This window comes from Paraburkholderia sp. IW21 (assembly GCF_041321145.1).
Lineage (GTDB): Bacteria > Pseudomonadota > Gammaproteobacteria > Burkholderiales > Burkholderiaceae > Paraburkholderia.
Map to the genome: position 1 here is coordinate 496,074 of NZ_JBGGWA010000002.1, position 24,334 is coordinate 520,407.

Genomic DNA, 24,334 nt, shown 5'->3' on the forward strand with positions numbered 1-24,334 from the left:
GCGCGCCGCGCGACGCTTTTTCACCGCAGCCTGGCGGCATGTCTCTACAATGGGCGCTTTGCGTCGCGCAGCCCGGATTGCCGCGTGCCCCACGCCCTGACATTTTGCTTTTTCGCCCGTCCATGACGCACGCTTTCATGTCTTCTCTCGCACGCCGTGTGGCGCTGCGTCCGCGCTTTACCTCTCTCACTGCTCCTGCCGATTCCATGCCGCGCCGGTTCGCGCCGCGCGCGGCGGCGTTGCTGCTCGCCTGCGCCGTGCTCGGCTGCGGCATAGCGTTGCCGCTCACCGCGCAGGCGCGCGTCAAGGCCGCGCATCCGAGCGTCAACGTCACGACGGTGCTGCCGCAGCCGGTGATGATCGGCCTGCAGCGCGCGCACGTGCCCTTGTCGTCGATCAGCGTGGTGGTCGAAAAAGTCGGCGACCGCACGCCGATCGTCGCGCTGAACGCCGGCAAGCCGATGATGCCCGCCTCGACGATGAAGCTCGTCACCACCTACTCCGGCCTGTCGATCCTCGGACCCGACTATCGCTGGCGCACGAGCGCCTACACGGACGGCACGCTCGACGCCAACGGCATGTTGCACGGCAATCTGTACATTCAGGGCACGGGCGACCCCAAGCTCGTGCCCGAAGAACTGATCGACCTCGTGCAGAAGATCCACAAAGCGGGCATCAACGGCGTCGACGGCGCGCTGGTGCTCGACAAGCGCTATTTCGACGCCTCCACGCGCGATCTGCCGCCGTTCGACGACGACGACACCGCGCCGTACAACGTCGGCCCCGATCCCCTGCTGTATGCATTCAAATCGCTGTCGTTCACGCTGACGCCTTCCCCGGATGGCAGCGTCGCAATCGACGTGCTGCCCGCGCTCGCGCAGTTGCAGATCGACAATCAGATGCGTGCCGTCAACGGCCCGTGCCGCGGCAACGCGGCGTCGGTCTCGCCTACCGTCACGCCGCAGCCCAACGGCACCGTGGTGGCGTCATTCGCGGGCGACTACCCGGTGCGCTGCGGTCCGCGCACGGTCAACGTCGCGGTGCTCGATCACTCCGCGTTCTTCGCGGGCGGCTTCCTTGCGCTGTGGCAGCAAACCGGCGGCACGTTTAGCGGCGCCACCCGCGAAGGGCCGGTGCCGGTGGGCGCGAAACTGGTGGCGACGCACCTGGGGCCGATGCTGTCCGACATCGTTCGCGACATCAACAAGTTCAGTAACAACACGATGGCGCGCAACCTGTTCCTGACGATCGGCGCGGCCGAAGAAAAGCCGGCCGCCACGCCTGCGAAATCGGCCCGTGCGATCAAGGCGTTTCTGCGCCGCGACAGCATCGACATGGAATACCTGACGCTCGAAAACGGCTCCGGCCTCTCGCGCGAGGAGCACGTCACCGCGCTCGCGCTTGCCGATCTGCTGCAGCGGGCCAATGCGAGCCCGGTCGCTCAGGTGTTCGTGGAGTCGCTGCCGATCGCGGGCGTCGATGGCACGATGCGCAACCGCTTGATCAACCGGGGCGCGGACGGCAATGCACACATCAAAACCGGCACCTTGCGCGACGTGCGCGCGATCGCGGGATATGTGGCGTCGGCGGATGGCAACAGCTATGTGGTCGTGAGCCTGATCAACGACCCGCATTCGGAAGCCGCGCGAGCCGCGCACGACGCCTTGCTCGAATGGGTGTACCAGGGACCGGCTCAGGGATTCACCAAGGTTGCCGAACCCGTCGCCGAACCGCGCAGCAGCAAGCCCAGGAAAAACCCGCACAAGCGCGGAGCCCATTGAGGAAACCTTCTAGCGAAGCCGCGCGCCGCAACGCGCCCAAGCGTGTACGCTGTCGGGCAGTGTTTGAGGCGCGCGTAAAACGCGATGCGTGACGCACAAGCCGCGCACCCGTTACGGGGCGTGGCCCAATCAAACGATAACGACAACGTCCGTTGCGGCAAACGCAGCGGCCAGGGACCACGGAGGAAGACACAATGCAATTCGATGCCGAATTGCTGCTGCTCGCCATGGCGCCAGTCTTTCTCGCATGCATCGGCTGGGAGGCGTGGCACCTGCGGCGCACGCGCCCTGGCGCGCAGCTCTATAGCTGGCGCGACACGCTCTGCAATGCCGGGCTCGCACTGATGCAGCAAGCCGCCGACAAACTCGCGTGGCTCGCGATCATCCCCGTCTATGCATTTTTCTACGATCACTACCGCGTCACTACGTGGCAGGCGAACTGGGTGCCGTTCGTCGTGCTGTTCGTCGCTCAGGATCTGCTCTATTACGTATTTCACCGCAGCAGCCACCGCATGCGCTGGCTGTGGGCCGCGCATGTCGTGCATCACTCGTCGGAGCGGATGAATTTTTCGACCGCATTCCGCCAGAGCCTGATGTATCCGATCGCCGGCATGTGGCTGTTCTGGATTCCGCTTGCCGTGCTCGGCTTCGCGCCGAAGCAGATCGTCGCCATCGTGCTGATCAACCTCGGCTTCCAGTTTTTCGTGCATACCCAGGCGATCGGCAAGCTCGGCTGGCTCGAATACGTATTCAACACGCCGTCGATTCACCGCGTGCATCACGCGCGCAACGACCGCTATATCGATCGCAACTATGCCGGCGTGCTGGTGATCTGGGATCGTCTGTTCGGCAGCTACGTCGAGGAAGATCCACACGATGCGCCGGTGTATGGCATCGTCGAACCGCTCCACACGCATAACCCGCTGAAGGCGACGTTTCACGAATGGGGATCGATGGCCGCCGATTTCGTGAGCGTGCACGGCTGGCGCAACAAGTTGCGTGCACTGTTTGCACCGCCTGCATGGGCTGCGGATTATCACGCGCATCGTGCGTCCGGGTCAGCAGTATCGGGCGGAGAGTCAAGCGTGAATGAAAACAATACGGCCGCGTTTCAAACACCGCGCAGGCCGCAGAAGATTCTGTAAGCTGTCGTCACGCCGCCGACGCGGTGGGCGCTGCCTGCAACACATGGCATAAGAGCCACACATAAGAGGAGATGTAGTCAACATGAAACAAACAGCATCGAGGAAACGCACTTTCGTTCGCGTCACGCAGATCGCCATCGCCAGTGCGGCGTTTGCGTTGCTGGCGGCTTGCGGCGGCGGCGGCGATAACAACAATTCGAGCAGCAGCACGCCGGTGGGCGGCGTGAAATTGCAGGTCGTGTCGTTCGGCGACAGCTTGTCGGACGTCGGCACGTACGCGCCGGTGATTCAGTCGAGCTTCGGCGGCGGCCGCTTCACGACCAACCCGGGCGAAGTGTGGACCCAGAAAGTCGCGGAGTACTACGGCGGCACGTTGACCGCCGCGTATGTGGGCGGCTTCGGCCAACCGCTGGTCGCGGCGGGCGGGTATGGCTACGCGCAAGGCGGCTCGGACGTCGTCAACGCCCAAGGCGAAGGTTGGGCACCGAACAACATGGCGGCCACGACGGTGCCGGTGGTGACCCAAGTGGCAAACTACCTGAGCGCCCATACGAGCTTCAACTCGAACCAGCTCGTGCTGGTGAACGGCGGCGCGAACGACATCTTCCAGTTCTCGACCACCGCCAATCTGGCGACGCTCGGCGCCGCGCTACAGACGCAATACCCGCAGCTCGTGCAGGCCGGCAAGCTGCCGAACTCGCAGACGGGCCAGGTCGCGTTCATCGTCGGCTACCTGCAGCAGTTGACCAACCCCCAGGTCGCGCAGGCCGCCGCCCAGCTCGCCGCGCAAGTCCAGACCATGGTCAACTCGGGTGCGACCCACGTGGTGGTGTCGACGGTGCCGGACATCGGCAATACGCCGCAAGGCGTCATAGCCAATGCAGCCTCGCCTGGTGCGGCTCAACTGTTGACGGGGATTACCGCGGCGTATAACTACCTGCTGGTCCAGAACCTGACGGCCCTCGGCCTGACGGGTACGGGCAAGGTCATCGTGGCCGATGCGTTCACGTGGCTGGACCAGCAGTTGCCGAACTACCAGGCGCTGGGCTTCACGGTGTCCAACTCCGGCACGGCATGTAACCTGACGTCGATGGAGGCCAACGCAACCGCGTACGCCACCGCCAATCCGAGCGCAACGAACGGGCTGACCCCGGCTCAATACGGCGCCCAGTTCGGCTCATCGCTGTTCTGCTCACCGCAGACCTACACGGTGGCTGGCGCAGACCAAACCTACATGTTCGCGGACCTGGTCCACCCGAGCACGCACACGCACGCCTTGTTCGCGCAGTTCGTCGAGCAGCAGATCGCGGCGACGGGTTTGGGAAAATAAGTTGAAGGTGGCCGCGTAGCGGCAACAGGATGGCGTTGTGCGAATGCCCGGCTTGCTGGTCAAGCCGGGCGTTTTTTTATCTTTGTCGCGCGCGGCACGAACCAGCCCACCGCTACCCTTTCGCTTCGAATGCGGCCGCGGCCCGACCGAGCCGGTCATTGACCGCGATCCATTCAATCGTATCCGGCAGCTTCTCGATCAGAATCCGCGACACGTTCGCGCGATCCAACGCTCTGAGCAAGCCATATAACTCGCGCGCATACACGTGCGGATCTTCAGGGGCGGCGATGAAATGCACCCCCTCCACATCCGCCCAGTGCCCGGCACGCGACGCCCGCGCTACCAAGGCCACACGCTCACCCGCTTCGCGCGTGGCAAGCAGAGACTCCAGCGCGCCAAATGGCAATAACGCCAACGGCGTGCGCGGCGCATAGTGCGCCTTCAACGTACCCGAAGCCCGCGGCGCAGTCGCATCCGACCCGTCGGCCAAACGTGGCGCCTCACCGAGCACGTCGGCGATATCTTGCGGCGTCACCCGTCCCGGCCTCAACAGCGCCGGAAATCCGCGCGACAGATCCAGAATCGTCGATTCGATCCCGACATCCGACGCGCCGCCGTCCAGCACATGAATCGCGCCGCCGAACTCGTCGCGCACGTGCTGTGCCGTGGTCGGACTCACATGACCAAAACGATTCGCCGACGGTGCAGCAACACCACCATGCCCGCCACGCAATGCGCTGAATGCTTCCAGCAAAGCCTGCGCAACCGGATGCGACGGGCACCGCAAACCCACTGAATCCTGTCCACCACTCACCGCTGCATTTATCCGCGCCGCGCGCTTCAAGATCAATGTCAGCGGCCCCGGCCAGAACGCATCGATCAACCGTTGCGCCTGCGCCGGCAAATGTTCGACCCAGTAGTTCGGATCGCCCTGCGGCGCCAGATGCACGATCACCGGATGATTTGCCGGCCGCCCCTTTGCCGCGTAAATGCGCGCGACCGCGTCCGGACTTTCGGCGTCGCCGCCGAGGCCGTAGACCGTCTCTGTCGGGAACGCGACCAGATTGCCCGCGTCGAGCAGCGCGGCCGCGTGCCCGATCTGAGCGGCGCTCACAGGCAACGCGCTCCTCGCGGCGCCTTCTTCGGCAGGTTTGCTTTGATCCGGCATGGGCGCTCGCGTCAGCTCGTTAGGATATGCAAGAGCCGCGCACAATCGCGGCCGGCCGTGCGGGCTTCCTCGAGCGTCGCGGCCGTGAAGTTCACGTGGCCCATCTTACGGCCGCAACGTGCTTCTTCCTTGCCGTACAGATGCAGACGCGCCGCCGGCATGGCGGCGACTTCGTGCCACGGCGGGGTAACCGCCGCGTGCTTCGGGCCGTCTGGAAACCAGACGTCACCGAGGATGTTCAGCATCACCGCCGGCGAATGCTGGCGCGTGTCGCCAAGCGGCATGCCGGTCATCGCGCGTACCTGCTGTTCGAACTGGCTGGTCGCGCAGGCATCCACGGTGTAGTGGCCGGAGTTGTGCGGGCGCGGCGCCATTTCGTTGGCCACCAGCGAACCGTCTTCGAGAATGAAGAACTCGACGCACAGCACGCCCACATAGCCGAGCTTGTCGGCGATTTGCAGCGCGGCTTGTTGCGCTTGCTCGACCAGCATCGGGCTCGCGTCCGGCGCCGGGACGATGGTGTGCGAGAGCACGCCGTCGCGATGCGTGTTCTGCGCGAGCGGATACACCACCGAGGCGCCGCTCGCCGCGCGTGCAATCAGCGCGGACACTTCGAACTTCAGCGGCAACCGCTTTTCCAGCACGCAGGGCACACCCGCCAGCGACGCATGCGCCTCGCGCACTTCCTCGGCGTTGCGCACGCGAATCTGGCCTTTGCCGTCGTAGCCAAGACGCGCGGTCTTGAGAATGCCGGGCAGCACGGCTTCGAGCTTCGCATCGTCGAGCGCGGCAAGCGCATCGGAGGACTCGATCACGACATGCGGCGCCACCGTCACGCCCGACGACGCGATAAAACGCTTCTCGGCGATCCGGTCTTGCGCCACGGCGACGCACCGGCCCGCCGGACTCACGAAGGTGGTCTTCGCAAGGAAGTCGAGGCTCGCGGCCGGCACGTTCTCGAATTCGGTCGACACCGCCGCGCACAGCCGCGCGAGTTCGGTCAGCGACGCTTCGTCGTCATACGCCGCGCGCAGATGGCGATCGGCGACGGCGCCCGCAGGACTGTTCTCGTCCGGGTCGAGTATAGCGACGCGATAGCCCATCGCCTGAGCGGCAAAGCAGAACATGCGGCCGAGCTGGCCGCCACCGACCATGCCAAGCCATGCGCCGGGCAGAATCGGTGAAACCGGTGTGTTGTCTGGGTTCATCTTAGTGGTCGGTCGCGGCCGGATGTGCTTGCAGTCGTGCATAACAAGCACCCGGCCGGGGGTCGGACAAAGGGACGTCTAAAAGCAATCAGCCTTCGCGCTTACAGCGCGGGCAGCACCATGGCGTGGGCCGCTTCGTTCTGGCGCAGGCGGAACGCAGCCAGTTTCTCCGCATACGCGGCGCTCGTGCCGCTCAGGAGCGACACCGCGAACAACGCCGCATTCGCCGCGCCCGCTTCACCGATCGCAAACGTGGCGACCGGCACGCCCTTGGGCATCTGCACGATCGAGTGCAACGAATCGACGCCCTTCAGATATTTGCTCGCCACCGGCACGCCGAGCACCGGCACCGTGGTCTTGGCGGCCAGCATGCCGGGAAGATGCGCCGCGCCGCCCGCGCCGGCAATGATCGCGCGAATGCCGCGCTGACGCGCACTTTCGGCATACGCGAACATCTCGTCGGGCATCCGGTGCGCGGATACGACCTTCGCTTCATACGGCACGCCGAATTCCTGCAGAATCGCCACGGCGTTCTTCATCACTTCCCAGTCGGAACTGGAACCCATCAGCACGCCAACGACGGGCGCGTCATGCTTATGGGCAGTCTGGACTTCACTCATCTTACGGCTTCCTTGTTTCTTGAGCGGCGCGAATCCAACCAGGCGCGCGCAATTAAGCGAGCTTATGCCCGGTCAGGCGTTCGAGCGCTTCCTGGTACTTCTCGCCCGTTTTCGTGACCACGTCGTCGGGCAGCTTGGGTGCGGGCGGCTCTTTTTTCCAGGGCTGGGTTTCGAGCCAGTCGCGCACGAACTGCTTGTCGAACGACGGCGGGTTGGTGCCGACCTGATACTGGTCGGCCGGCCAGAAGCGCGACGAATCCGCGGTCAGCGCTTCGTCCATCAGATACAGTTGGCCGTGGTTGTCCAGACCGAATTCGAACTTCGTGTCCGCGATGATGATGCCGCGCGTGGCGGCGTAATCAGCGGCTTCCTTGTACAACTTGATCGAGATGTCGCGGATCGTGGCCGACAGTTCAGTGCCGATGCGGCGTTCCATCTCGTTGTACGTGATGTTTTCGTCGTGGTGGCCCATTTCGGCCTTGGCTGCCGGCGTGAAAATCGGCTCGGGCAACTTCTGCGCGTTTTGCAGGCCCGGCGGCAGTTCCACGCCGCAGACCGAACCGGTTGCCTGATAATCTTTCCAGCCACTGCCGGCCAGATAGCCGCGCACCACCGCTTCGACGAGGATCGGCTCGAGGCGCTTCACCACCACCGCACGGCCCTTCACCTGCTCGACTTCGTCTGCCGCCACCACGGATTCCGGCGCCACGCCCGTGAGGTGATTCGGCACCACATGCTTGAGTTTCTCGAACCAGAAGTTCGCCATTTCGTTGAGCACGCGGCCCTTATTCGGAATCGGCTCGCCCATGATGACGTCGAACGCCGACAGACGGTCGGTCGTGACGATCAGCAACTGGTCGTTGCCCACCGCATAGTTGTCGCGGACTTTACCGCGGCCGAGCAGCGGCAGCGAGCGGAGCGTGGATTCGTAAAGGGTAGACATCGTCGTGGTTCGCTAAAAATGGGGCAAAAAGTATGACCGGAACAAAAGGGAAACGCCGTTCCCCGGATGATGCGGGAACGGCGATCGAACGACAACCTGGCCTTTCAGCCAGGCGTAGCGCTTAGCGGACGACTTGCGCGAGGTCGCCCGATTTGTACTTCTCCGCGATTTTATCAAGCGAAACCGGCTTGATCTTGCCGGCCTGGCCTTCGCAGCCAAATTGCGTGTAGCGCTCGATGCAGATCTTCATCGCGGCTTCACGCGCGGGCTTCAGGTAATCGCGCGGATCGAACTTGCCCGGATTCTGCGCCATGCAGCGGCGGATCGCACCGGTGATTGCGAGGCGCAGGTCGGTGTCGATGTTGACCTTGCGCACGCCGTTCCTGATACCTTCCTGGATTTCCTCGACCGGCACGCCGTAGGTTTCCTTCATATCGCCGCCGAATTCGCGGATTTCCGCGAGCAGTTCCTGCGGCACCGACGACGAACCGTGCATGACCAAGTGCGTGTTCGGAATGCGCTGGTGGATTTCCTTGATGCGCTGGATCGACAGGATGTCGCCCGTGGGCTTCTTGCTGAATTTGTACGCGCCGTGCGACGTGCCGATCGCGATCGCCAGTGCGTCGCACTGGGTCAGCTTGACGAAGTCGGCAGCCTGCTCCGGATCGGTCAGCAGCTGTTCGCGGGTCATCGTGCCTTCCGCGCCGTGGCCGTCTTCCTTGTCGCCCTTCATGGTTTCCAGCGAACCCAGCACGCCCAGTTCCGCCTCAACCGTAATGCCGATCGAATGCGCCGCTTCAACCACTTTACGCGACACGTCCACGTTGTACTCGTACGACGCGACCGTCTTGCCGTCGGCTTCGAGCGAACCGTCCATCATCACGCTGGTGAAGCCACTGCGGATCGCCGCCATACAGACCGCCGGCGACTGGCCGTGGTCCTGATGCATCACGACGGGAATATGCGGATACGACTCGACCGCTGCTTCGATCAGGTGGCGCAGGAACGCCTCGCCCGCGTACTTACGCGCGCCGGCCGACGCCTGCATGATGACCGGGGCATTGACCTTGTCGGCCGCCGCCATGATCGCCTGCACCTGCTCCAGGTTGTTCACGTTGAATGCCGGAAGGCCATAACCGTTTTCGGCGGCATGGTCCAGCAGTTGACGCATTGATACGAGAGGCATGCTGTAACTCCTTAAATTGAAACGAATTCTGTGCCGTCGGCATCTTTTGGGGCGATTTTAACGCGAAGCAAGCCGCATGCCCTTTCACACATTCCCTAAAGCGCCGAGCGTTCCTATTCGCTTCAACGCGCGATTGGAGCCTGTGCGCCGCCTCTCGCGGGGCATGACAACCTGCTTCGCTCAATCGCGCCGGTGCCGATCGAGCAGTTTTCTGTGTCGGTGGGAGTTAGCGCTTTAGCGCTTACTCCCACCCCACACAGAGTGAGTCGGCAGGAGTTAGCGCTTTAGCGCTTACTCCCACCCCACACAGAGTGAGTCGGTGGGAGTTAATGCTTCAGCACTTACTCCGATCCCACGCAGAGCGCTCCTATCCCATGCAAGACGGTTGCCGCCCAATCAATACGGCTCGCCGACCCGCACGATTTTCAGCGTGTTCGTGCCGCCGGCCTGGCCCATCGGCTCGCCGACGGTCAGCACCACCATGTCGCCGCGCGACGCGTAGCCCTTGCTGACCACGGTTTCCAACGCCTGTTGCAACGCGGTGTCGCGGTCCGTGTTGGTGTCCAGATGCAGCGAGGTCACGTTGCGGTACAGCGCCATCACGCGTTCGCTGCCGACTCGCGGCGTAAGCGCAAAAATCGGCACGTGCGTCCAGTGACGCGACATCCACAGCGCAGTCGAACCCGACTCGGTCAGTGCGACGATCGCCTTCGCGCCCAGGTGATAGGCCGTGAAGAGCGCGCCCATCGCAATTGACTGGTCGATCCGGGTGAACGTCCGATCGAGGAAATCCTTGTCCAGTTCGGGCTGCTCGGACTTCTCGGCTTCCACACAGATCGCCGCCATCGTCTCGATGGTTTGCACCGGATACTTGCCCGCCGCCGATTCCGCCGACAGCATCACCGCGTCCGTGCCGTCGAGCACCGCATTCGCGACGTCCGACACTTCGGCGCGGGTCGGCACCGGCGCGTAAATCATCGACTCCATCATCTGGGTCGCGGTGATCACGAACTTGTTCGATTCACGCGCCATCCGAATCATGCGCTTTTGCAGCGCGGGCACTGCGGCATTCCCCACTTCCACGGCCAGATCGCCGCGCGCGACCATGATGCCGTCCGAAGCGTCGAGGATGCCTTGCAGCGCCGGAATCGCTTCCGCGCGCTCGATCTTGGCGATCATCTTCGGCTTGATGCCGTACGGCGCGCCGGCAATGTTCGCCAGTTGACGGGCCATTTCCATGTCGGTGGCGTTCTTCGGGAACGATACCGCGACAAAATCGACACCGAGCGACATCGCCGTGCGGATGTCTTCCATGTCTTTCGCGGTCAGCGCGGGCGCCGACAAGCCACCGCCCTGGCGGTTGATGCCCTTGTTGTTCGACAGTTCGCCGCCGATCTTGACGATCGTGTGGATCTCGCTGCCGATCACGCGTGCCACGTCCAGCACGATCAGGCCGTCGTTGAGCAACAGTACGTCGCCCGGTTTCAGGTCACGCGGCAGGTCTTTGTAGTCGAGACCGGCACGTTGCTCATTACCGAGTTCGCACTCGGCGTCGAGAATGAACGGCTCGCCGGCGACCAGCATGATTTTGCCGTTTTCGAATTTGCCGACCCGGATCTTCGGGCCTTGCAGATCGGCCATGATGGCAACTTCACGGCCGGCCTGGCGGGCCGCCTCGCGCACGAACTCGGCGCGCTGGCGGTGGTCGTCGGCGGTGCCGTGCGAGAAATTGAGCCGCACCACGTCGAGACCTGCCCGAATCATTTGCAGCAGGATTTCCGGCGTGTTGGAAGCCGGTCCGATGGTAGCGACAATCTTGGTGGCGCGATGCATGAGTCTCCTCGTCTGGATAGGATCGCTGGAATGAGCGCTGCGAGTCGGATGCGGAGGCTGCGCACCGAAGGATGCTGCCGGGGGCTGCGCGCCGGTTGAAACCAGCGTCGCTTTATGGGGTGAAGCGGTGTTCGACACCGGCACGTGGGGTGCCGGTTGGAGTGCGAGCGCGACCTCTTCGTCCGGGAGTTCTGCCGGCGATTGGGCGGCTTGCACAGCGTCTGCGCTGGACAATTCCGCTGCTTCGCTGGCAGTGGTCAACTCCGCGAGCGCGAGGGGCGACCCGGGTTCTTGCGGCTGCGGGGCAACCGGGCCCGCTGCCGCCGTTATGGCGGTGGAGCGCGCTTCGCGCTCCCCTGCCGTTGCTGCTGCGGTGTTGCGCGGCAACTTGCTGCCACGCGCTTTTGCAGAAGACTTCGCTGAGGAGGAGCGCGTCGCCATGTTAAGCCCGCGATTCCAGAACGACGACCGCTGGCAGCTTCTTGCCTTCCAGGAACTCGAGGAAGGCGCCGCCGCCCGTCGAGATATAGCTGACCTTGTCGTGGATGCCGTACTTGGCAATCGCCGCGAGCGTATCGCCGCCGCCGGCAATCGAGAAGGCCGACGAGTTGGCGATCGCGTCAGCCAGCGTCTTGGTGCCGTTGCCGAACTGGTCGAATTCGAATACGCCGACCGGGCCGTTCCAGACGATCGTGCCGGCCTTTTCGAGTTGCGCGGCGAGCACCCTGGCGGTTTCCGGCCCGATGTCGAGGATCAGGTCGTCGTCTTGAACATCGGCGACGGCCTTGACTTCGGCCTTGGCGGTCGGCGAAAACTCCTTGGCCGTGACCACGTCGGTCGGGATCGGCACGGAGGCGCCGCGGGCTTTCGCCGCGTCGATGATGGCTTTGGCTTCGTTGACCAGATCGGCTTCGGCGAGCGACTTGCCGATCTTCAGACCCGCCGCCAGCATGAACGTATTGGCAATGCCGCCGCCGACGATCAGCTGGTCGACCTTCTCGGCCAGCGACTTCAGAATGGTCAGTTTGGTAGACACCTTCGAACCGGCGACGATCGCCACCAGCGGACGCTTCGGCGCGCCCAACGCCTTGCCGAGCGCTTCGAGTTCGGCGGCCAGCAGCGGGCCGGCGCACGCGACGGGCGCGTACCTGGCAATACCGTGCGTGGTGGCTTCGGCGCGGTGCGCGGTGCCGAATGCGTCGTTCACGTAGATATCGCAGAGCTTCGCCATTTTCTGGGCGAGTTCGTCGGAATCCTTCTTTTCGCCCTTGTTGACGCGGCAGTTTTCCAGCAGCACGACTTGGCCCGGCGCCACGTTCACGCCGTTTTCGACCCAGTTCGCGACCAGCGGCACGTCACGGCCGAGCAGTTCGGCCAAGCGCTTCGCGACCGGCGCGAGCGAATCTTCCGGCTTGAAGTCGCCTTCGGTCGGGCGGCCCAGGTGCGACGTGACCATCACGGCGGCGCCGGCGTCCAGCGCGGCCTTGATCGCCGGCACGGAAGCGCGGATACGGGTGTCTTCGGTGATATTGCCTTGATCGTCCTGCGGCACGTTCAGATCGGCGCGGATGAACACGCGTTTGCCGGATAGCTTGCCTTCGGCGATCAGATCGGAGAGACGCAATACCTTGTTCATGGGCGTTTGTGTGCGAGTTGATGAGAAGGCGGTGGCGGACGACGCGCTGGAACCTTCGCGCGGCAAACTCCAGCGCATCGGCACGGCAGCGGCTCCACTGAATCGGGCACCGGCGGCAGGGCCGCGGCTGTCGCGCCATGCACCGGCGCGCTTATCCCGGAAACATCCATTTTAACTGATCCACACGGCCTTCTGACCCGCAACCGGGCGAATGTCCCGTATTTGAAGAATGCGCGGGGCATGTCGCGGTGCAGCATATTCCGTCTGATCAATTACATGAAGAGGCGCAAGAGCGTGAACACGATCATTCCCACCACAATTGTGCCCAGCATGGTGCGCCGCCACAAAAACCACGCGAGCCCGGCGAGCGACGCGTAAAACTCGTGGTTCGACGGCGCGAACGAGAGCCCGTCCGGCGTCGCCAGCACATCGGGCAGGACGACGGCGGCAAGCGCCGCAGCCGGCGCATAGCGCAGCATCCGCTGGACGCGCGCCGGCAAAACCGTGCGCTCGCCGCCGATTAGAAACATCGCGCGTGTCACCGTGGTGACGAGGGTCATGCCGATAATGGCCAGCCAGATCTGCATGGATGTCATTGGGAATCTCCGGCGCTATTACGGATGCGGCGCAAGTCGGCACGCTCGACCATCAGGTCGGCGGCGCTGCCCGCGATGATCGCCGCGATCACCGCGAGCGGCAGTGCGAGCCGGTACGGCAGGTCGAAAGCAAGCAGCGAGACCACGCCGGCGATGCAGACAGCGACCAGCGTGGAACGCGTCGCAATCGCCGATACCATGATGGGCAGCAGCGCCAGCGTGCCCGCCAGTGCCAGGCCCCAGTTGTCCGGAATCAGGTTCGCCAGCAGAATGCCGACGATCGACGAAACCTGCCACGACAGCCAGCTGCAAACCGCCATGCCCCAGTAGTACGCCTCTTTGCCCGGCACGTAACCGGGCGTGAAGCTCTTCTTCTGGAACAGCAGATAGATCACGTCGCCGTTGAAGTAGCCGAGGACGATGCGCCGCCACATCGGCAGATACGAGAAATGCGGCGCCATGCCGGCACTGAAAATCACGAAACGCATATTGACCATTGCGGCCGTGAGCAACACGGTCCAGACCGGCAGCTTCGCCGCGAGCAGCGGCAGCACCGCCAGTTGCGACGAACCCGCGTAGCACAGCAGCGACATGGTGAGCGCCTGCGGCAGCGTGAGCACGGACTTGCTCATGGCGATGCCGGTAACGAGACCCCAGGAAAAAATCGCCATCAGCGTGGGCGAATAGTCGCGCGCGCCCTCACGAAAGGCACGGCGATCGGTATCTGACAAACGAGCGAGCATGAGACGAAACGCGGACGTCAAGGGGCGCCGCAACGAAGGGAGGTCGGCGCCAGGTCGTCAAGCACCCGCTGGCGCATCCGGATGTGAATTATGCGTGCGCCGAATTATAGCGCCGACTATGCGGCCAAATGCCCGTTCCTTGTGCAAAAGACGCTAAAATAACGCTCTTCGCACAACCCCACGAGAAAACGCCGGGCCACCCCACGTTTTCCGCCCTGAAGAAAATCCCCATGGGGGATGGCCCCTCGGGGGCCTGACGCGCAGCGCCAGGTTTGGAGGCACTCACAAACGCACCCGCTGGAGAATCGTATGTCAATGGCCGACCGCGACGGCAAGATCTGGATGGATGGCAAGCTCATCGACTGGCGCGATGCCACGATCCACGTGCTCACCCACACGCTGCATTACGGCATGGGCGTTTTCGAAGGCGTACGCGCCTACAAGACGGCGGACGGCGGCACGGCGATTTTCCGCCTCCAGGAACATACCAAGCGTCTGCTGAACTCGGCCAAGATCTTCCAGATGGACGTGCCGTTCGACCACGAAACGCTGGCCGCCGCGCAAGTGGAAGTGGTCCGCGAAAACAAGCTGGAATCCTGCTACCTGCGCCCGATCATCTGGGTCGGCTCGGAAAAGCTCGGCGTGTCGGCCAAGGGCAACACGATCCATGTGGCGATCGCCGCGTGGCCGTGGGGCGCATACCTCGGTGAAGATGGTATCGCCAAGGGCATTCGCGTGAAGACCTCATCGTTTACACGCCATCACGTGAACGTGTCGATGGTCCGCGCCAAGGCGTCGGGCTGGTATGTGAACTCGATCCTCGCCAACCAGGAAGCGATTGCCGACGGTTACGACGAAGCGCTGCTGCTGGATGTGGACGGCTATGTGTCGGAAGGCTCGGGCGAGAACTTCTTCCTCGTGAACAACGGCAAGCTGTACACACCCGACCTGGCCTCGTGCCTCGACGGCATCACGCGCGACACGGTCATCACGCTGGCGCGCGACGCGGGCATCCAGGTGATCGAAAAACGCATCACGCGTGACGAGGTCTACACCTGCGACGAAGCATTCTTCACGGGCACGGCCGCCGAAGTCACGCCGATCCGCGAACTCGACAACCGCACGATCGGCTCGGGCGCACGCGGCCCGATCACCGAGAAGCTGCAATCGGGCTTCTTCGACATCGTGAACGGCAGGAGCGAGAAGTACGCGCACTGGCTGACCAAGATCTAACGCGCGCTGCGCCGGCCCGCGGCCCGCGGCCTTTTGACGGCGCAACGCACGCATCCTGCATACAACGAGAAAGTCCTCATGAGCGAAATCAAGGAAATGCCGCTGGTCGAACTGTCGGCGAAAGATCTGCCGGCATATTGCCCGAACCCGTCGATGCCGCGTTGGAGCACGCACCCGCGTGTCTTTATCGACGTGACGCACGGCGAAGCGCGCTGCCCGTATTGCGGTACGCGCTACAAGCTGCGTGATGGCGAAGTGGTCAAGGGTCACTAACTTGAACATTGCGCTCTGAGCGCTGATCGTTTGCGGCGCTCGTTACCGGCGCGCCCGCTGCCCGGTTCGTCATGTGACGGGCCGGCTTTGCCTTTGCAGCAGGTGACGGCGAAACAAACGCGTCGCAGCAAAGCCGCAGCCGCGGCAAGGCCGGACATATTGGGCCCGTGCCGCACGGCGCGCGGCCTTTCCTCTTTTACACAATCGAACGCCACGCGCATGGTTCGCGCGGCGCTTCGTTTCGACACCGGACACTCACTCTGATGCGTCGCGCGTTGGTTATCGCACCGAACTGGATCGGTGACGCATTGATGGCGCAGCCGCTATTTGCGCGCCTCGTGAAATTGCATCCGCGCATCGTGATCGACGCGGTCGCCCCTTCGTGGGTCGCACCCGTGCTCGAACGCATGCCCGAGATCCGCGACGTGTACGCGACCGACCTCGCGCACGGCAAGCTGCAAATGCTGCGCCGCTGGCAACTGGCGAGCGACTTGCGCGACGTCGGCTACGACGCAGCGTATGTGCTGCCGAACTCGCTGAAGTCGGCGTTGATTCCGTGGATGGCGGGCATTCCGCTGCGCATCGGCTATACCGGCGAAAGCCGTTACGGCCTGCTGAACGTACGTCACGCGAATCCGCGTAAAGACGAGCGCCCGCCGATGGTCGGCCAGTACGCCGCCCTCGCCTACACGCCTGACGCCAAGATTCCCGACGACCTGCCGATGCCGCGGCTCGACGCGGACCTGAACGAAGCGTCGCGGGTATCGGCGCGCTTCAATCTGGATACGCGCGTGCCGCTGCTGGTGTTCTGCCCGGGCGCCGAGTACGGTCCGGCCAAGCGCTGGCCGCCCGAGCATTTCGCGGCGCTCGCGCAAATGGTCGGTCAGTCGTTCCCTTACACCCAGATCGTCGCGCTCGGTTCGCCGAAAGACGCCCCGCTCGCCCAGGCCATTGCCGACAAAGCGCCGAACGTGCGCAACCTGTGCGGTCAAACCGCGCTGGGCGAAGCTTGCGCGCTGATCTCGCGGGCCAACGCGGTCGTTACCAACGATTCCGGTCTGATGCATGTGAGCGCCGCGCTGCGCCGCCCCCTGGTGGCCGTGTACGGTTCGACCGATCCGCGTCACACGCCGCCCTTGTCCGAGCTCGCGAAGGTGCAGTGGCTTCATCTCGAATGCAGCCCCTGTTTTGCGCGCGAGTGTCCACTCGGTCATCTGAACTGCCTGAAACAGTTGAGCGCCGAGCAGGTGTTCGGCGATTTGCGAGGTATGTTGCTGACGCAACGCTGAACTTGGGCGGCAGGTGCTGACTCGCTGCCAACCAAGTATCTTTCAAGCTAAATCTCTCTGCCGGCGTTCGTAGCCCACCAGATAGGGTCGCGAGCTCGGTCGTCTCAATTCAAACGGCGCCTTCAACGCGGCCCCCTCCCCCGAAAGCGGACCGCTCGAATCGAGTCTGTAGTAGCCGCGGCATAATAAAACCGAAGTCAACGACTCCTTATTTCAAGAAACACAGCAACTAGCTTCACACAGAATTTAAATAAACATCTAAATTGCTTTTATTACGTCCAGATAAAATGTTTTGGCCATCACGCGCAACAATCGCAAATTTCAAACAAACAGGATCAAATACATCCCTGCATCAAATTGCCACTTGTTTTTTCTAGCTGCCTCGACTAATTTTAGCAAGAACAATCATCACCGAACCAGGTCGATAAGTCTTCATAAATCAATTTTCAATACGGCATTGATCTATAAATCAACCAAAACGGCACCAATCGATTTCCTAAACCTTTTTAGCGAAAAAACAGATGACTACGACAACCAGTTATCCGGGCGTTTACATTGCAGAAGACGCTTCACCCTCGATTTCCGTCCAGGTCACGGACACCACCGTACCCATAATCGCACTGTATAGCTTACCCAACGGCCCTGCTCAAAAATTCAATAATTTTCTCGAGTTCAACAGGTCTTCCGTAGCACGGGGAGCCGATTTGGACTATATGAGGGCTTATTTTGAATGTGGTGGAGGACCTTGCTACGTTGCGTCATATAAAAGCTTCTTAACAGAGGCTCCACTCTATGATGACATAACTTTGCTGGTCACTGGAGGGGAACCCTCCATTTATAACGGCGCAGTTGATCTTTGCCAGCCCGGAATCGGACTATTTACTATTCTGGACGGCCCGACCCTGGAGATAACTGACGGCAACGCGGCAGCGAGTTATCCGGAAAGTCCATTTGGTGCGGTTTATTATCCCTACCTGAAACCAGCCTGGACAACCCAAGCCATTCCGGCCAGTTTTGTAATGGCGGCTTTATACTGCGCATCGGATCGCACTCGCGGCGTATGGAAATCGCCTGCAAATATGGCCTTGCCGGCTGATTATCAAGCGTGCTATACCGTCACAGATGATCTTCAAGGTCAATATAATAGTGGCAAAGCAATCAACATGATTCGCAAGATCGACGATCGCAGCCTTGTTGTCTGTGGAGCACGGACTCTGGAAGACAGCGACAACTGGCGTTATATCTCCGTACGACGCCTGTTTAACAGTGCGGAGCGGGACATTAAAGCCGCCATGCAGACTATGGTATTTGAACCGAATAATCAGCCCACGTGGGAGAAGGTCCGCAGCGCTATTATCAATTATCTTTACAACCTGTGGCAGCAAGGTGCGCTAGCCGGTGCGACTGAACAGGAAGCCTATTTCGTCAAAATAGGTAAGAACATCACTATGTCCGATGACGACATTGCACAGGGAAAAATGACTGTCCAAGTGGGGATGGCGGCAGTGCGTCCGGCAGAATTCATTATTTTGCAGTTCACGCAGAACGTGGATCAAGGTTAGCCTCTGGAGCGCGTTTTTATCGCGTTTCGCCCACCTAGTCGGACCTGACCAATCTTCAAAGCCCTGCGGGATGAGGCTTTGAGTCCGAAATGCGTTTGTGGGAATGGCAGGGACCTGGCATATTAACGCGTGAATCCTGCATTTTTCGACGAGGTGCAGATGGGTCCGAAGACGCCTGTGACGGCGGGAGATTTCTTCCGGCAACCGCTGCGAGAACAGATCAACCTGAAACATCCGCTGGTGCGCCTGACTGACCTGATCAACTGGGAGCGGCTGGACGCGTCGATGATCGAGAGCTTCGTGTCGGGCAAAGGTCGGCCAGCGAGCTCGCCACGTCTGATTGCGGGGCTGCTGTATTTGCAGCATGCGTTCGATCTGTCCGACGAAGAGGTCGTCTGGCAATGGGCGGAGAACCCGTACTGGCAGGTCTTCATGGGCGAAACGTATTTGCAGGCCGAGCCTCCGATCGACCCGTCGAGCCTGACGCGCTGGCGCAAGCGACTGGGCGAAGCCGGCGTTGAAGAGTTGCTGGCCGAGACGATCGAAGCAGCAAAACGTGCTGGCGTGATCAGGGCCTCGAGCGTGAAGCGCGTGATTGTAGACACAACGGTTATGGAGAAGGCGATCGCCCATCCAACCGATTCGCGATTGCTCGAGCGGTGTCGGGAACATCTGGTGAAGGCGGCCGCGCGGCACGGCCTGAAGCTGCGGCAGAACTACAACCGCGAGGCGCCGCGACTGGGGCTGCAGATTGGCCGCTACGCTCACGCGAAGCAGTACAGGCGCATGAGGAAGGCATTGCGCACGCTGCGTTCGCGCGTTGGGCGAGTGATGCGCGATGTGGAGCGACAGGTCGCCCAGGTGGCAGACTCAGGCCGCGTGGCCTTGCAGGAGCTGATTGACCGCACGAAGCGGATCCTGTCGCAGAAGCCGAAGGACAAAATCAAGCTCTACGCGCTGCACGCACTGGAAGTTGAATGTCTGGCGAAGGGCAAGGCCCGCACACCCCTACGAATTCGGCGTGAAGGTGTCGATCACGACGACCCAAAAGGAAGGCCTGGTCGTTGGCATGCGTTCGATGCCTGGCAATCCGTACGACGGTCACACGCTGGCTGAAGCGCTGGAGCAGGCGGCAATCCTGTGCGACGCCACGCCAGAAGTCGCCATCGTCGACCGTGGATACAAGGGTGGCGCGGTCGACGGCGTGAAGATCTACCACCCGGGTTTGCGGCGGGGCATCACTCGCGGAGTACGCGCGATGATCAGACGGCGAAGTGCAATCGAGCCAGCCATCGGCCACATGAAGACAGACGGAAAACTCGATCGCAACTGGCTCAAAGGCGCGCTCGGCGATGCGATGCACGCGGTACTGTGTGGCGCTGGCCGCAACCTGCGGATGATCCTGAGGAAGCTGCGGCTTTTTTGCGTCTTCGTTCTCGCTGCTTTGCTCAACCGATGCATTGCCGCCGACGTGACGGCGCGACGCCGGCGCAACGAGAAACGAATTGTTCAGGGTCGACTTTTTAATCGGCTTGCAGAGCCCACTCTCACGACCTTCAATTAACATTAATTTAAATAATGTACCTCGGCCCTGATTTTTGGCAGAGAAGAGCGCAAGCTCTGCTTACAGCAATGCATTGCATCACATCGGCCGCCGGCCACACGCAAAAGTTTGCAATCAAAAATTGCAGCTATTAGCGCTCAATTGTCGCATGCCATTTTTTACAATCAAAACCTGCTAGAGTAGTCACGAAAAGATTTTTATCATACAACCGCATTGAATACCAAACCCGGTCGGGGCGCCTCGCATGCGCCCTTGCCCTGGAAATGGATTTTCAATATTCAAAAATAGCATTACGCAAGAACAACTATTTAATTTTACGGCAGGATTAATTTTTTAGCGTTTTAAATGAACATATCCGGAGATCTCTCAAATGTCTGCGACACCCACTTACCCAGGCGTGTACGTTACAGAAGACGCAACGCCTTCGATCTCCGTCAGCGCAACGGCTACCGCCGTGCCTATCATTGCGCTATGGGAAATGCCGAGCGGACCCGCCCGAAAATTCAAAAATTATTTAGAATTCAATAGCTCTTCCTTAGCCACTGGGAACTATGATCATCAATACATGCGGGCTTATTTTGAGTGTGGAGGGGGGCCTTGCTACGTCGTGTCATATCATGACTTCTTAACAGAAGCACTAAAATACAACGACATAACTTTGCTGGTCGCCGGAGCAGAAAAAGATATCGAATCCAAAGCAACAGACCTCTGCCAGCCGGGCGCCGGATTATTTGCCATTCTGGACGGCCCGACGACAGAAATTACCGGAGGCGGCTCGGCCAACTCTTATCCAGCCAGCCCGTTTGGCGCAGTGTATTATCCCTATTTGAGACCGGACTGGTCGACCGTCAATATCCCTCCGAGCATCGTAATGGCGGCTCTATACTGCGTATCTGATCGCACTCGCGGCGTATGGAAAGCACCTGCAAATATCGCTTTACCCGCCAATTACCAGGCGTGTTATTCAATAACAGATGATATTCAGAGCCAATACAATAGTGGCAAAGCAATTAACATGATTCGCAAGCTTGACGACCGAGGCCTCCTTGTGTGGGGTGCGCGAACACTGGAAGACAGCGACGACTGGCGTTACATCTCAGTCCGCCGGCTATTCAACAGCGCGGAGCGTGATATAAAAGCCGCCATGGGTGCCATGGTATTTGAGCCGAATAATCAGCCAACCTGGGAAACGGTGCGTACTGCGATTACCAACTATCTGCATAATCTGTGGCGGCAAGGTGCATTAACCGGCGCGACCGAACAGGAAGCCTATTTTGTGCGCATCGGCAAAGGCATCACCATGTCCGATGATGACATTGCAGAAGGAAAAATGATTGCCGACGTCGGCATGGCGGCCGTGCGCCCCGCAGAATTTATTATCCTGCAGTTCACGCAGAATATAGGCCCGCGCTGACGCATCGCGCGCGTGTCCTGGTCAATTTCTGGATGCATGCCGATACTGCTGCAATTCACCCATAAGCGGAACGTCTCAGCTTATGGGGTGATCGACAGCCACCTGCCCAAATATTCCCAAGTTTACCAAGGAGTGAATTCTCCTCGAGCCGCGACAAATCTACGCCACACAGCCTGCACGCCGGCCAGAATATTCTCCGCACCGCATCGTGACAATCGTCGATCCGGATGCGTCACGCGCGGCAGACCGACCCGCACGCCAGCGCGTCACTCATGCGACTCCCTTTCGACCTTCCCGTGTCATCCACCGCCATTACCGTGGGCCGCGAAGGTACAATGGCTTAATCCCAGACACAGTCCTGCTGTCTGAGCGCAAGAACAGGCATCCCGCGAACACGTCGCGTCGCGTCATGTTCGCGCCTTGCGGCGCGGGCATTCTCTCGCTTGGGTGCGATTGTCCGGTGCTTCGGACTGTCCCGCTGACCGCTGCCCCGCAACCGCGCGCCGCGCACAAGAGACTGACGAGCCATGCCACGTTTTGCCCATATCTTCGAAGCCGCCGCCGATACGCTGAACGCCTATTACCAGGCTGTCGCCGAGGTCAATATCGACAGCTTGATGGGCCTGTGGATCGATGAAGAATTCGCCAGCTGCATCTGCGCCGACGGCTCCCACCTGCACGGCCTCGACAATATTCGCGCCGGCTTGCAGATCCAGCTCGAAGTCGCGCCCGTTTCGATCGAACCGCTCGATATTCGCGTCTACGACAGCCTCGGCACCGTCGTCTACGCGATTGCCGAAGCGCACCGGCGAGCCGATCCGAAGGCTACGCCCGCGATGGTATTCACCACTTACGTGATGGTTCACGAGCGCGGCGAGTGGAAGATTGCACATATTCACGCGAGTCCGATGCCGAATGAGGCCGCTAGTCAGTTCGCCACGAAGATGCGGCATGGCCAGGGGTCGCTGCACTGACGCTTGACCGGTGCTTCGACTTATTCACCGGTTTCATTTTTTGTTTCGACGCTGGTATGAGCACGCCCCACAGGAAGTCCCCCGCCTCGAAGGAAGTCCCCCGCCCCGAAGGAAGTCCGCTTGAGGGATTGGGGCAATGGGCGACGACCCACGATAAATCCGCTCCTTCCGGCGCTGCACGCGCCGCGTCTGCCGTCGAGGCCACCGTCGATCTGCTCTACCGCGCGCCGCTCTGGCTGCCGAACCGGCATGCGCAGACTATCGTCCCGTCGCTGTTCGCGCGCCGGCCGGCAGTCACTTTCCGGCGCGAACGCTGGGATACGCCTGATGGCGACTTCATCGATCTCGATTGGGTGGTGCATGACGGCGGACCTGCCTCCGCGCGCGCACCATCCGCCCCACTTCAGATTCCCGCCGACGGCGCGCCGCTGTTCGTGCTGTTTCACGGCCTGGAAGGCAGTTCGACCTCGCACTATGCAGCGACGTTGATGGCGGCTGCGCGCGCGTATGGCTGGCACGGCGTCGTGCCACATTTTCGCAGTTGCAGCGGAGCGCTGAATCTGTTGCCGCGTTTCTACCATCTCGCCGACAGCAACGAAGTCGACTGGATCCTGCGGCGCTTGCGCGCCGCGCATCGGGGGCCGATCGTGGCCGCGGGCGTGTCGCTCGGCGGCAATGTGCTGCTGCGCTGGCTCGGCGAGCGGCGCGAAGATGCGTCGCCGGTGATCTCGGCCGCCGCGGTGATTTCGACGCCGATCGACGTGCATGCCGGCGGCCGTGCGCTGTCGCAGGGTTTCGGCATGGTCTACACGCGCAGTTTCCTGAAGACGCTGAAGCAGAAGGCCGAGCAGAAGCTGGTGCAGTTTCCGGGGCTGTTCGATCGAGACGCGATGCTGGCGAGCCGCACGATGTACGACTTCGACAACGTGGTGACGGCGCCGCTGCACGGTTTTCGCAATACCGACGACTACTGGAGTTCGGCGACCACGCGCCCGCTGCTGCCCGGGATTGCCGTACCGACGCTGGTGTTGAACGCGCGCAACGACCCGTTCCTTCCGGCCGCGGCATTGCCGACCCGGCACGAGGTGTCGGCGGTAGTGGAACTCGATCAACCCAAACACGGCGGCCACGCCGGATTTATGACCGGGCCGTTTCCCGGCCGCATCGACTGGCTGTCGCGGCGCGTGTTCGGTTATCTGGAGCGATACGTCGATCATGGATGACATCGTCAAGCAGGCATTGGCCAAGTGGCCGAACGTGCCGAGTTGCACGGGATGGTTGATGTTGGACCGGCGCGGCAACTGGCGCATGCGGGATGAGGCCGCTCAGGCCAGCGGTGCGCCCGGTACGCCGATTCGGCATGAAGCGTTGCTCGGATTTATCAATCGGAATTACGCCGCCGATGATCGCGGGCAGTGGTTTTTCCAGAATGGGCCGCAGCGGGTGTATGTCGAGTTGGGTTATACGCCGTGGGTGGTGAGGTTGTCAGCCGATGCTGCCGGGGTGCTTTCCTTGACTGACCAGGCCGGTCGGACTTTCGAGCCTTCGGCTGTGTTTGTCGACGATGAAGGTGGAATTCTGTTTGTCGATGGCTCGGCGCCACCGAGCGTCGCTGTTTTGCACGATCACGACCTTGAGGTTTTTTCTGATCACGCAGCGTTGGGCGATGACTCGATGAGCGGGGCGTTTCGCTGGAACAATGGCGTGGTGTTGCCCTTGCAGGGCGTGCAGCGAAATGAGGTTGCCGCGCGGTTCGGGTTTGTCGACAGTCCGGCGGCGCGTGTCTAGATGTTTTGCGTGCCTAACGCCTGAGTCCTTTGCACAGGCTACGTTCTG

Annotated in this window: 20 protein-coding genes and 1 pseudogene; 12 read left to right on the forward strand and 9 right to left on the reverse strand. The window is 61.6% G+C overall.

Annotated elements, in window-relative coordinates; all coding sequences use genetic code 11:
* Positions 1–137 precede the first annotated feature (137 nt).
* The 3 genes from dacB (at position 138) to ACAX43_RS06135 (ending at position 4,256) form a co-directional block, all read left to right on the forward strand.
* Positions 138–1,781, forward strand: coding sequence for a D-alanyl-D-alanine carboxypeptidase/D-alanyl-D-alanine-endopeptidase (gene dacB / locus ACAX43_RS06125; protein WP_370707511.1), 1,644 nt, complete (start codon positions 138–140; stop codon positions 1,779–1,781).
* A 194-nt stretch (positions 1,782–1,975) separates the two neighbouring features.
* Complete coding sequence (locus ACAX43_RS06130) at positions 1,976–2,926, forward strand: sterol desaturase family protein (protein WP_370707512.1); 951 nt, start codon at positions 1,976–1,978, stop codon at positions 2,924–2,926.
* Positions 2,927–3,008: 82 nt separating this feature from the next.
* The gene (locus tag ACAX43_RS06135) at positions 3,009–4,256 is read left to right on the forward strand and encodes an SGNH/GDSL hydrolase family protein (RefSeq protein WP_370707513.1); all 1,248 of its coding nucleotides are present in this window, start codon (positions 3,009–3,011) and stop codon (positions 4,254–4,256) included.
* 112 nt (positions 4,257–4,368) lie between these two features.
* Here ACAX43_RS06135 and ACAX43_RS06140 read toward each other — a convergent pair whose 3' ends face one another.
* The 9 genes from ACAX43_RS06140 to ACAX43_RS06180 form a co-directional block, all read right to left on the reverse strand.
* Entirely contained in the window at positions 4,369–5,424 is a 1,056-nt protein-coding gene (locus ACAX43_RS06140; protein ID WP_370707514.1) for an L-threonylcarbamoyladenylate synthase, read from the reverse strand.
* Positions 5,425–5,435: 11 nt separating this feature from the next.
* On the reverse strand, positions 5,436–6,632 hold the full coding sequence (locus ACAX43_RS06145) for a 5-(carboxyamino)imidazole ribonucleotide synthase (RefSeq protein ID WP_370707515.1): 1,197 nt from the start codon (positions 6,630–6,632) through the stop codon (positions 5,436–5,438).
* A gap of 101 nt (positions 6,633–6,733) precedes the next feature.
* A complete protein-coding gene (gene purE, locus ACAX43_RS06150) occupies positions 6,734–7,252 on the reverse strand; it encodes a 5-(carboxyamino)imidazole ribonucleotide mutase (protein WP_370707516.1) in 519 nt (172 codons plus the stop codon).
* 52 nt (positions 7,253–7,304) lie between these two features.
* Positions 7,305–8,195, reverse strand: coding sequence for a phosphoribosylaminoimidazolesuccinocarboxamide synthase (locus ACAX43_RS06155; RefSeq protein WP_074282302.1), 891 nt, complete (start codon positions 8,193–8,195; stop codon positions 7,305–7,307).
* A gap of 121 nt (positions 8,196–8,316) precedes the next feature.
* Positions 8,317–9,381, reverse strand: coding sequence for a class II fructose-bisphosphate aldolase (fba, locus tag ACAX43_RS06160; RefSeq protein ID WP_370707517.1), 1,065 nt, complete (start codon positions 9,379–9,381; stop codon positions 8,317–8,319).
* Positions 9,382–9,777: 396 nt separating this feature from the next.
* On the reverse strand, positions 9,778–11,214 hold the full coding sequence (gene pyk, locus ACAX43_RS06165) for a pyruvate kinase (RefSeq protein ID WP_370707518.1): 1,437 nt from the start codon (positions 11,212–11,214) through the stop codon (positions 9,778–9,780).
* A 442-nt stretch (positions 11,215–11,656) separates the two neighbouring features.
* On the reverse strand, positions 11,657–12,850 hold the full coding sequence (locus ACAX43_RS06170) for a phosphoglycerate kinase (protein ID WP_370707519.1): 1,194 nt from the start codon (positions 12,848–12,850) through the stop codon (positions 11,657–11,659).
* A gap of 272 nt (positions 12,851–13,122) precedes the next feature.
* Entirely contained in the window at positions 13,123–13,446 is a 324-nt protein-coding gene (locus ACAX43_RS06175; RefSeq protein WP_370707520.1) for an AzlD domain-containing protein, read from the reverse strand.
* Positions 13,443–14,189, reverse strand: coding sequence for an AzlC family ABC transporter permease (locus ACAX43_RS06180; protein WP_370707521.1), 747 nt, complete (start codon positions 14,187–14,189; stop codon positions 13,443–13,445). The genes ACAX43_RS06175 and ACAX43_RS06180 overlap by 4 nt, the downstream gene beginning before the upstream one ends.
* A 309-nt stretch (positions 14,190–14,498) precedes the next feature.
* Here ACAX43_RS06180 and ACAX43_RS06185 point away from each other — a divergent pair, with 309 nt between their 5' ends.
* From ACAX43_RS06185 to ACAX43_RS06225, 9 genes and pseudogenes are all read left to right on the forward strand, one after another.
* Positions 14,499–15,422 (forward strand): branched-chain amino acid transaminase, encoded by a 924-nt coding sequence (locus tag ACAX43_RS06185; RefSeq protein ID WP_370707522.1) that lies wholly within the window; start codon positions 14,499–14,501, stop codon positions 15,420–15,422.
* Positions 15,423–15,500: 78 nt separating this feature from the next.
* Positions 15,501–15,695, forward strand: a complete 195-nt coding sequence (locus ACAX43_RS06190) for a zinc-finger domain-containing protein (RefSeq protein ID WP_017772808.1) — start codon at positions 15,501–15,503, stop codon at positions 15,693–15,695.
* 263 nt (positions 15,696–15,958) lie between these two features.
* Positions 15,959–16,984: a lipopolysaccharide heptosyltransferase II gene (gene waaF / locus ACAX43_RS06195; protein WP_370707523.1), complete on the forward strand. Its 1,026-nt coding sequence runs from the start codon at positions 15,959–15,961 to the stop codon at positions 16,982–16,984.
* Positions 16,985–17,505: 521 nt separating this feature from the next.
* Positions 17,506–18,546, forward strand: a complete 1,041-nt coding sequence (locus tag ACAX43_RS06200; protein WP_370707524.1) for a phage tail sheath family protein — start codon at positions 17,506–17,508, stop codon at positions 18,544–18,546.
* A gap of 159 nt (positions 18,547–18,705) precedes the next feature.
* A pseudogene (locus ACAX43_RS06205) lies at positions 18,706–20,110 on the forward strand (IS5 family transposase).
* A 370-nt stretch (positions 20,111–20,480) separates the two neighbouring features.
* Positions 20,481–21,524: a phage tail sheath family protein gene (locus ACAX43_RS06210; RefSeq protein WP_370707525.1), complete on the forward strand. Its 1,044-nt coding sequence runs from the start codon at positions 20,481–20,483 to the stop codon at positions 21,522–21,524.
* Between the two features lie 527 nt (positions 21,525–22,051).
* Positions 22,052–22,498 (forward strand): nuclear transport factor 2 family protein, encoded by a 447-nt coding sequence (locus tag ACAX43_RS06215; protein WP_370707526.1) that lies wholly within the window; start codon positions 22,052–22,054, stop codon positions 22,496–22,498.
* Positions 22,499–22,554: 56 nt separating this feature from the next.
* Positions 22,555–23,721, forward strand: coding sequence for a YheT family hydrolase (locus ACAX43_RS06220; RefSeq protein WP_370707527.1), 1,167 nt, complete (start codon positions 22,555–22,557; stop codon positions 23,719–23,721).
* Positions 23,714–24,286, forward strand: a complete 573-nt coding sequence (locus tag ACAX43_RS06225) for a DUF2946 family protein (protein ID WP_370707528.1) — start codon at positions 23,714–23,716, stop codon at positions 24,284–24,286. Before ACAX43_RS06220 ends, ACAX43_RS06225 begins: the two co-directional genes overlap by 8 nt.
* Positions 24,287–24,334: the final 48 nt, after the last annotated feature.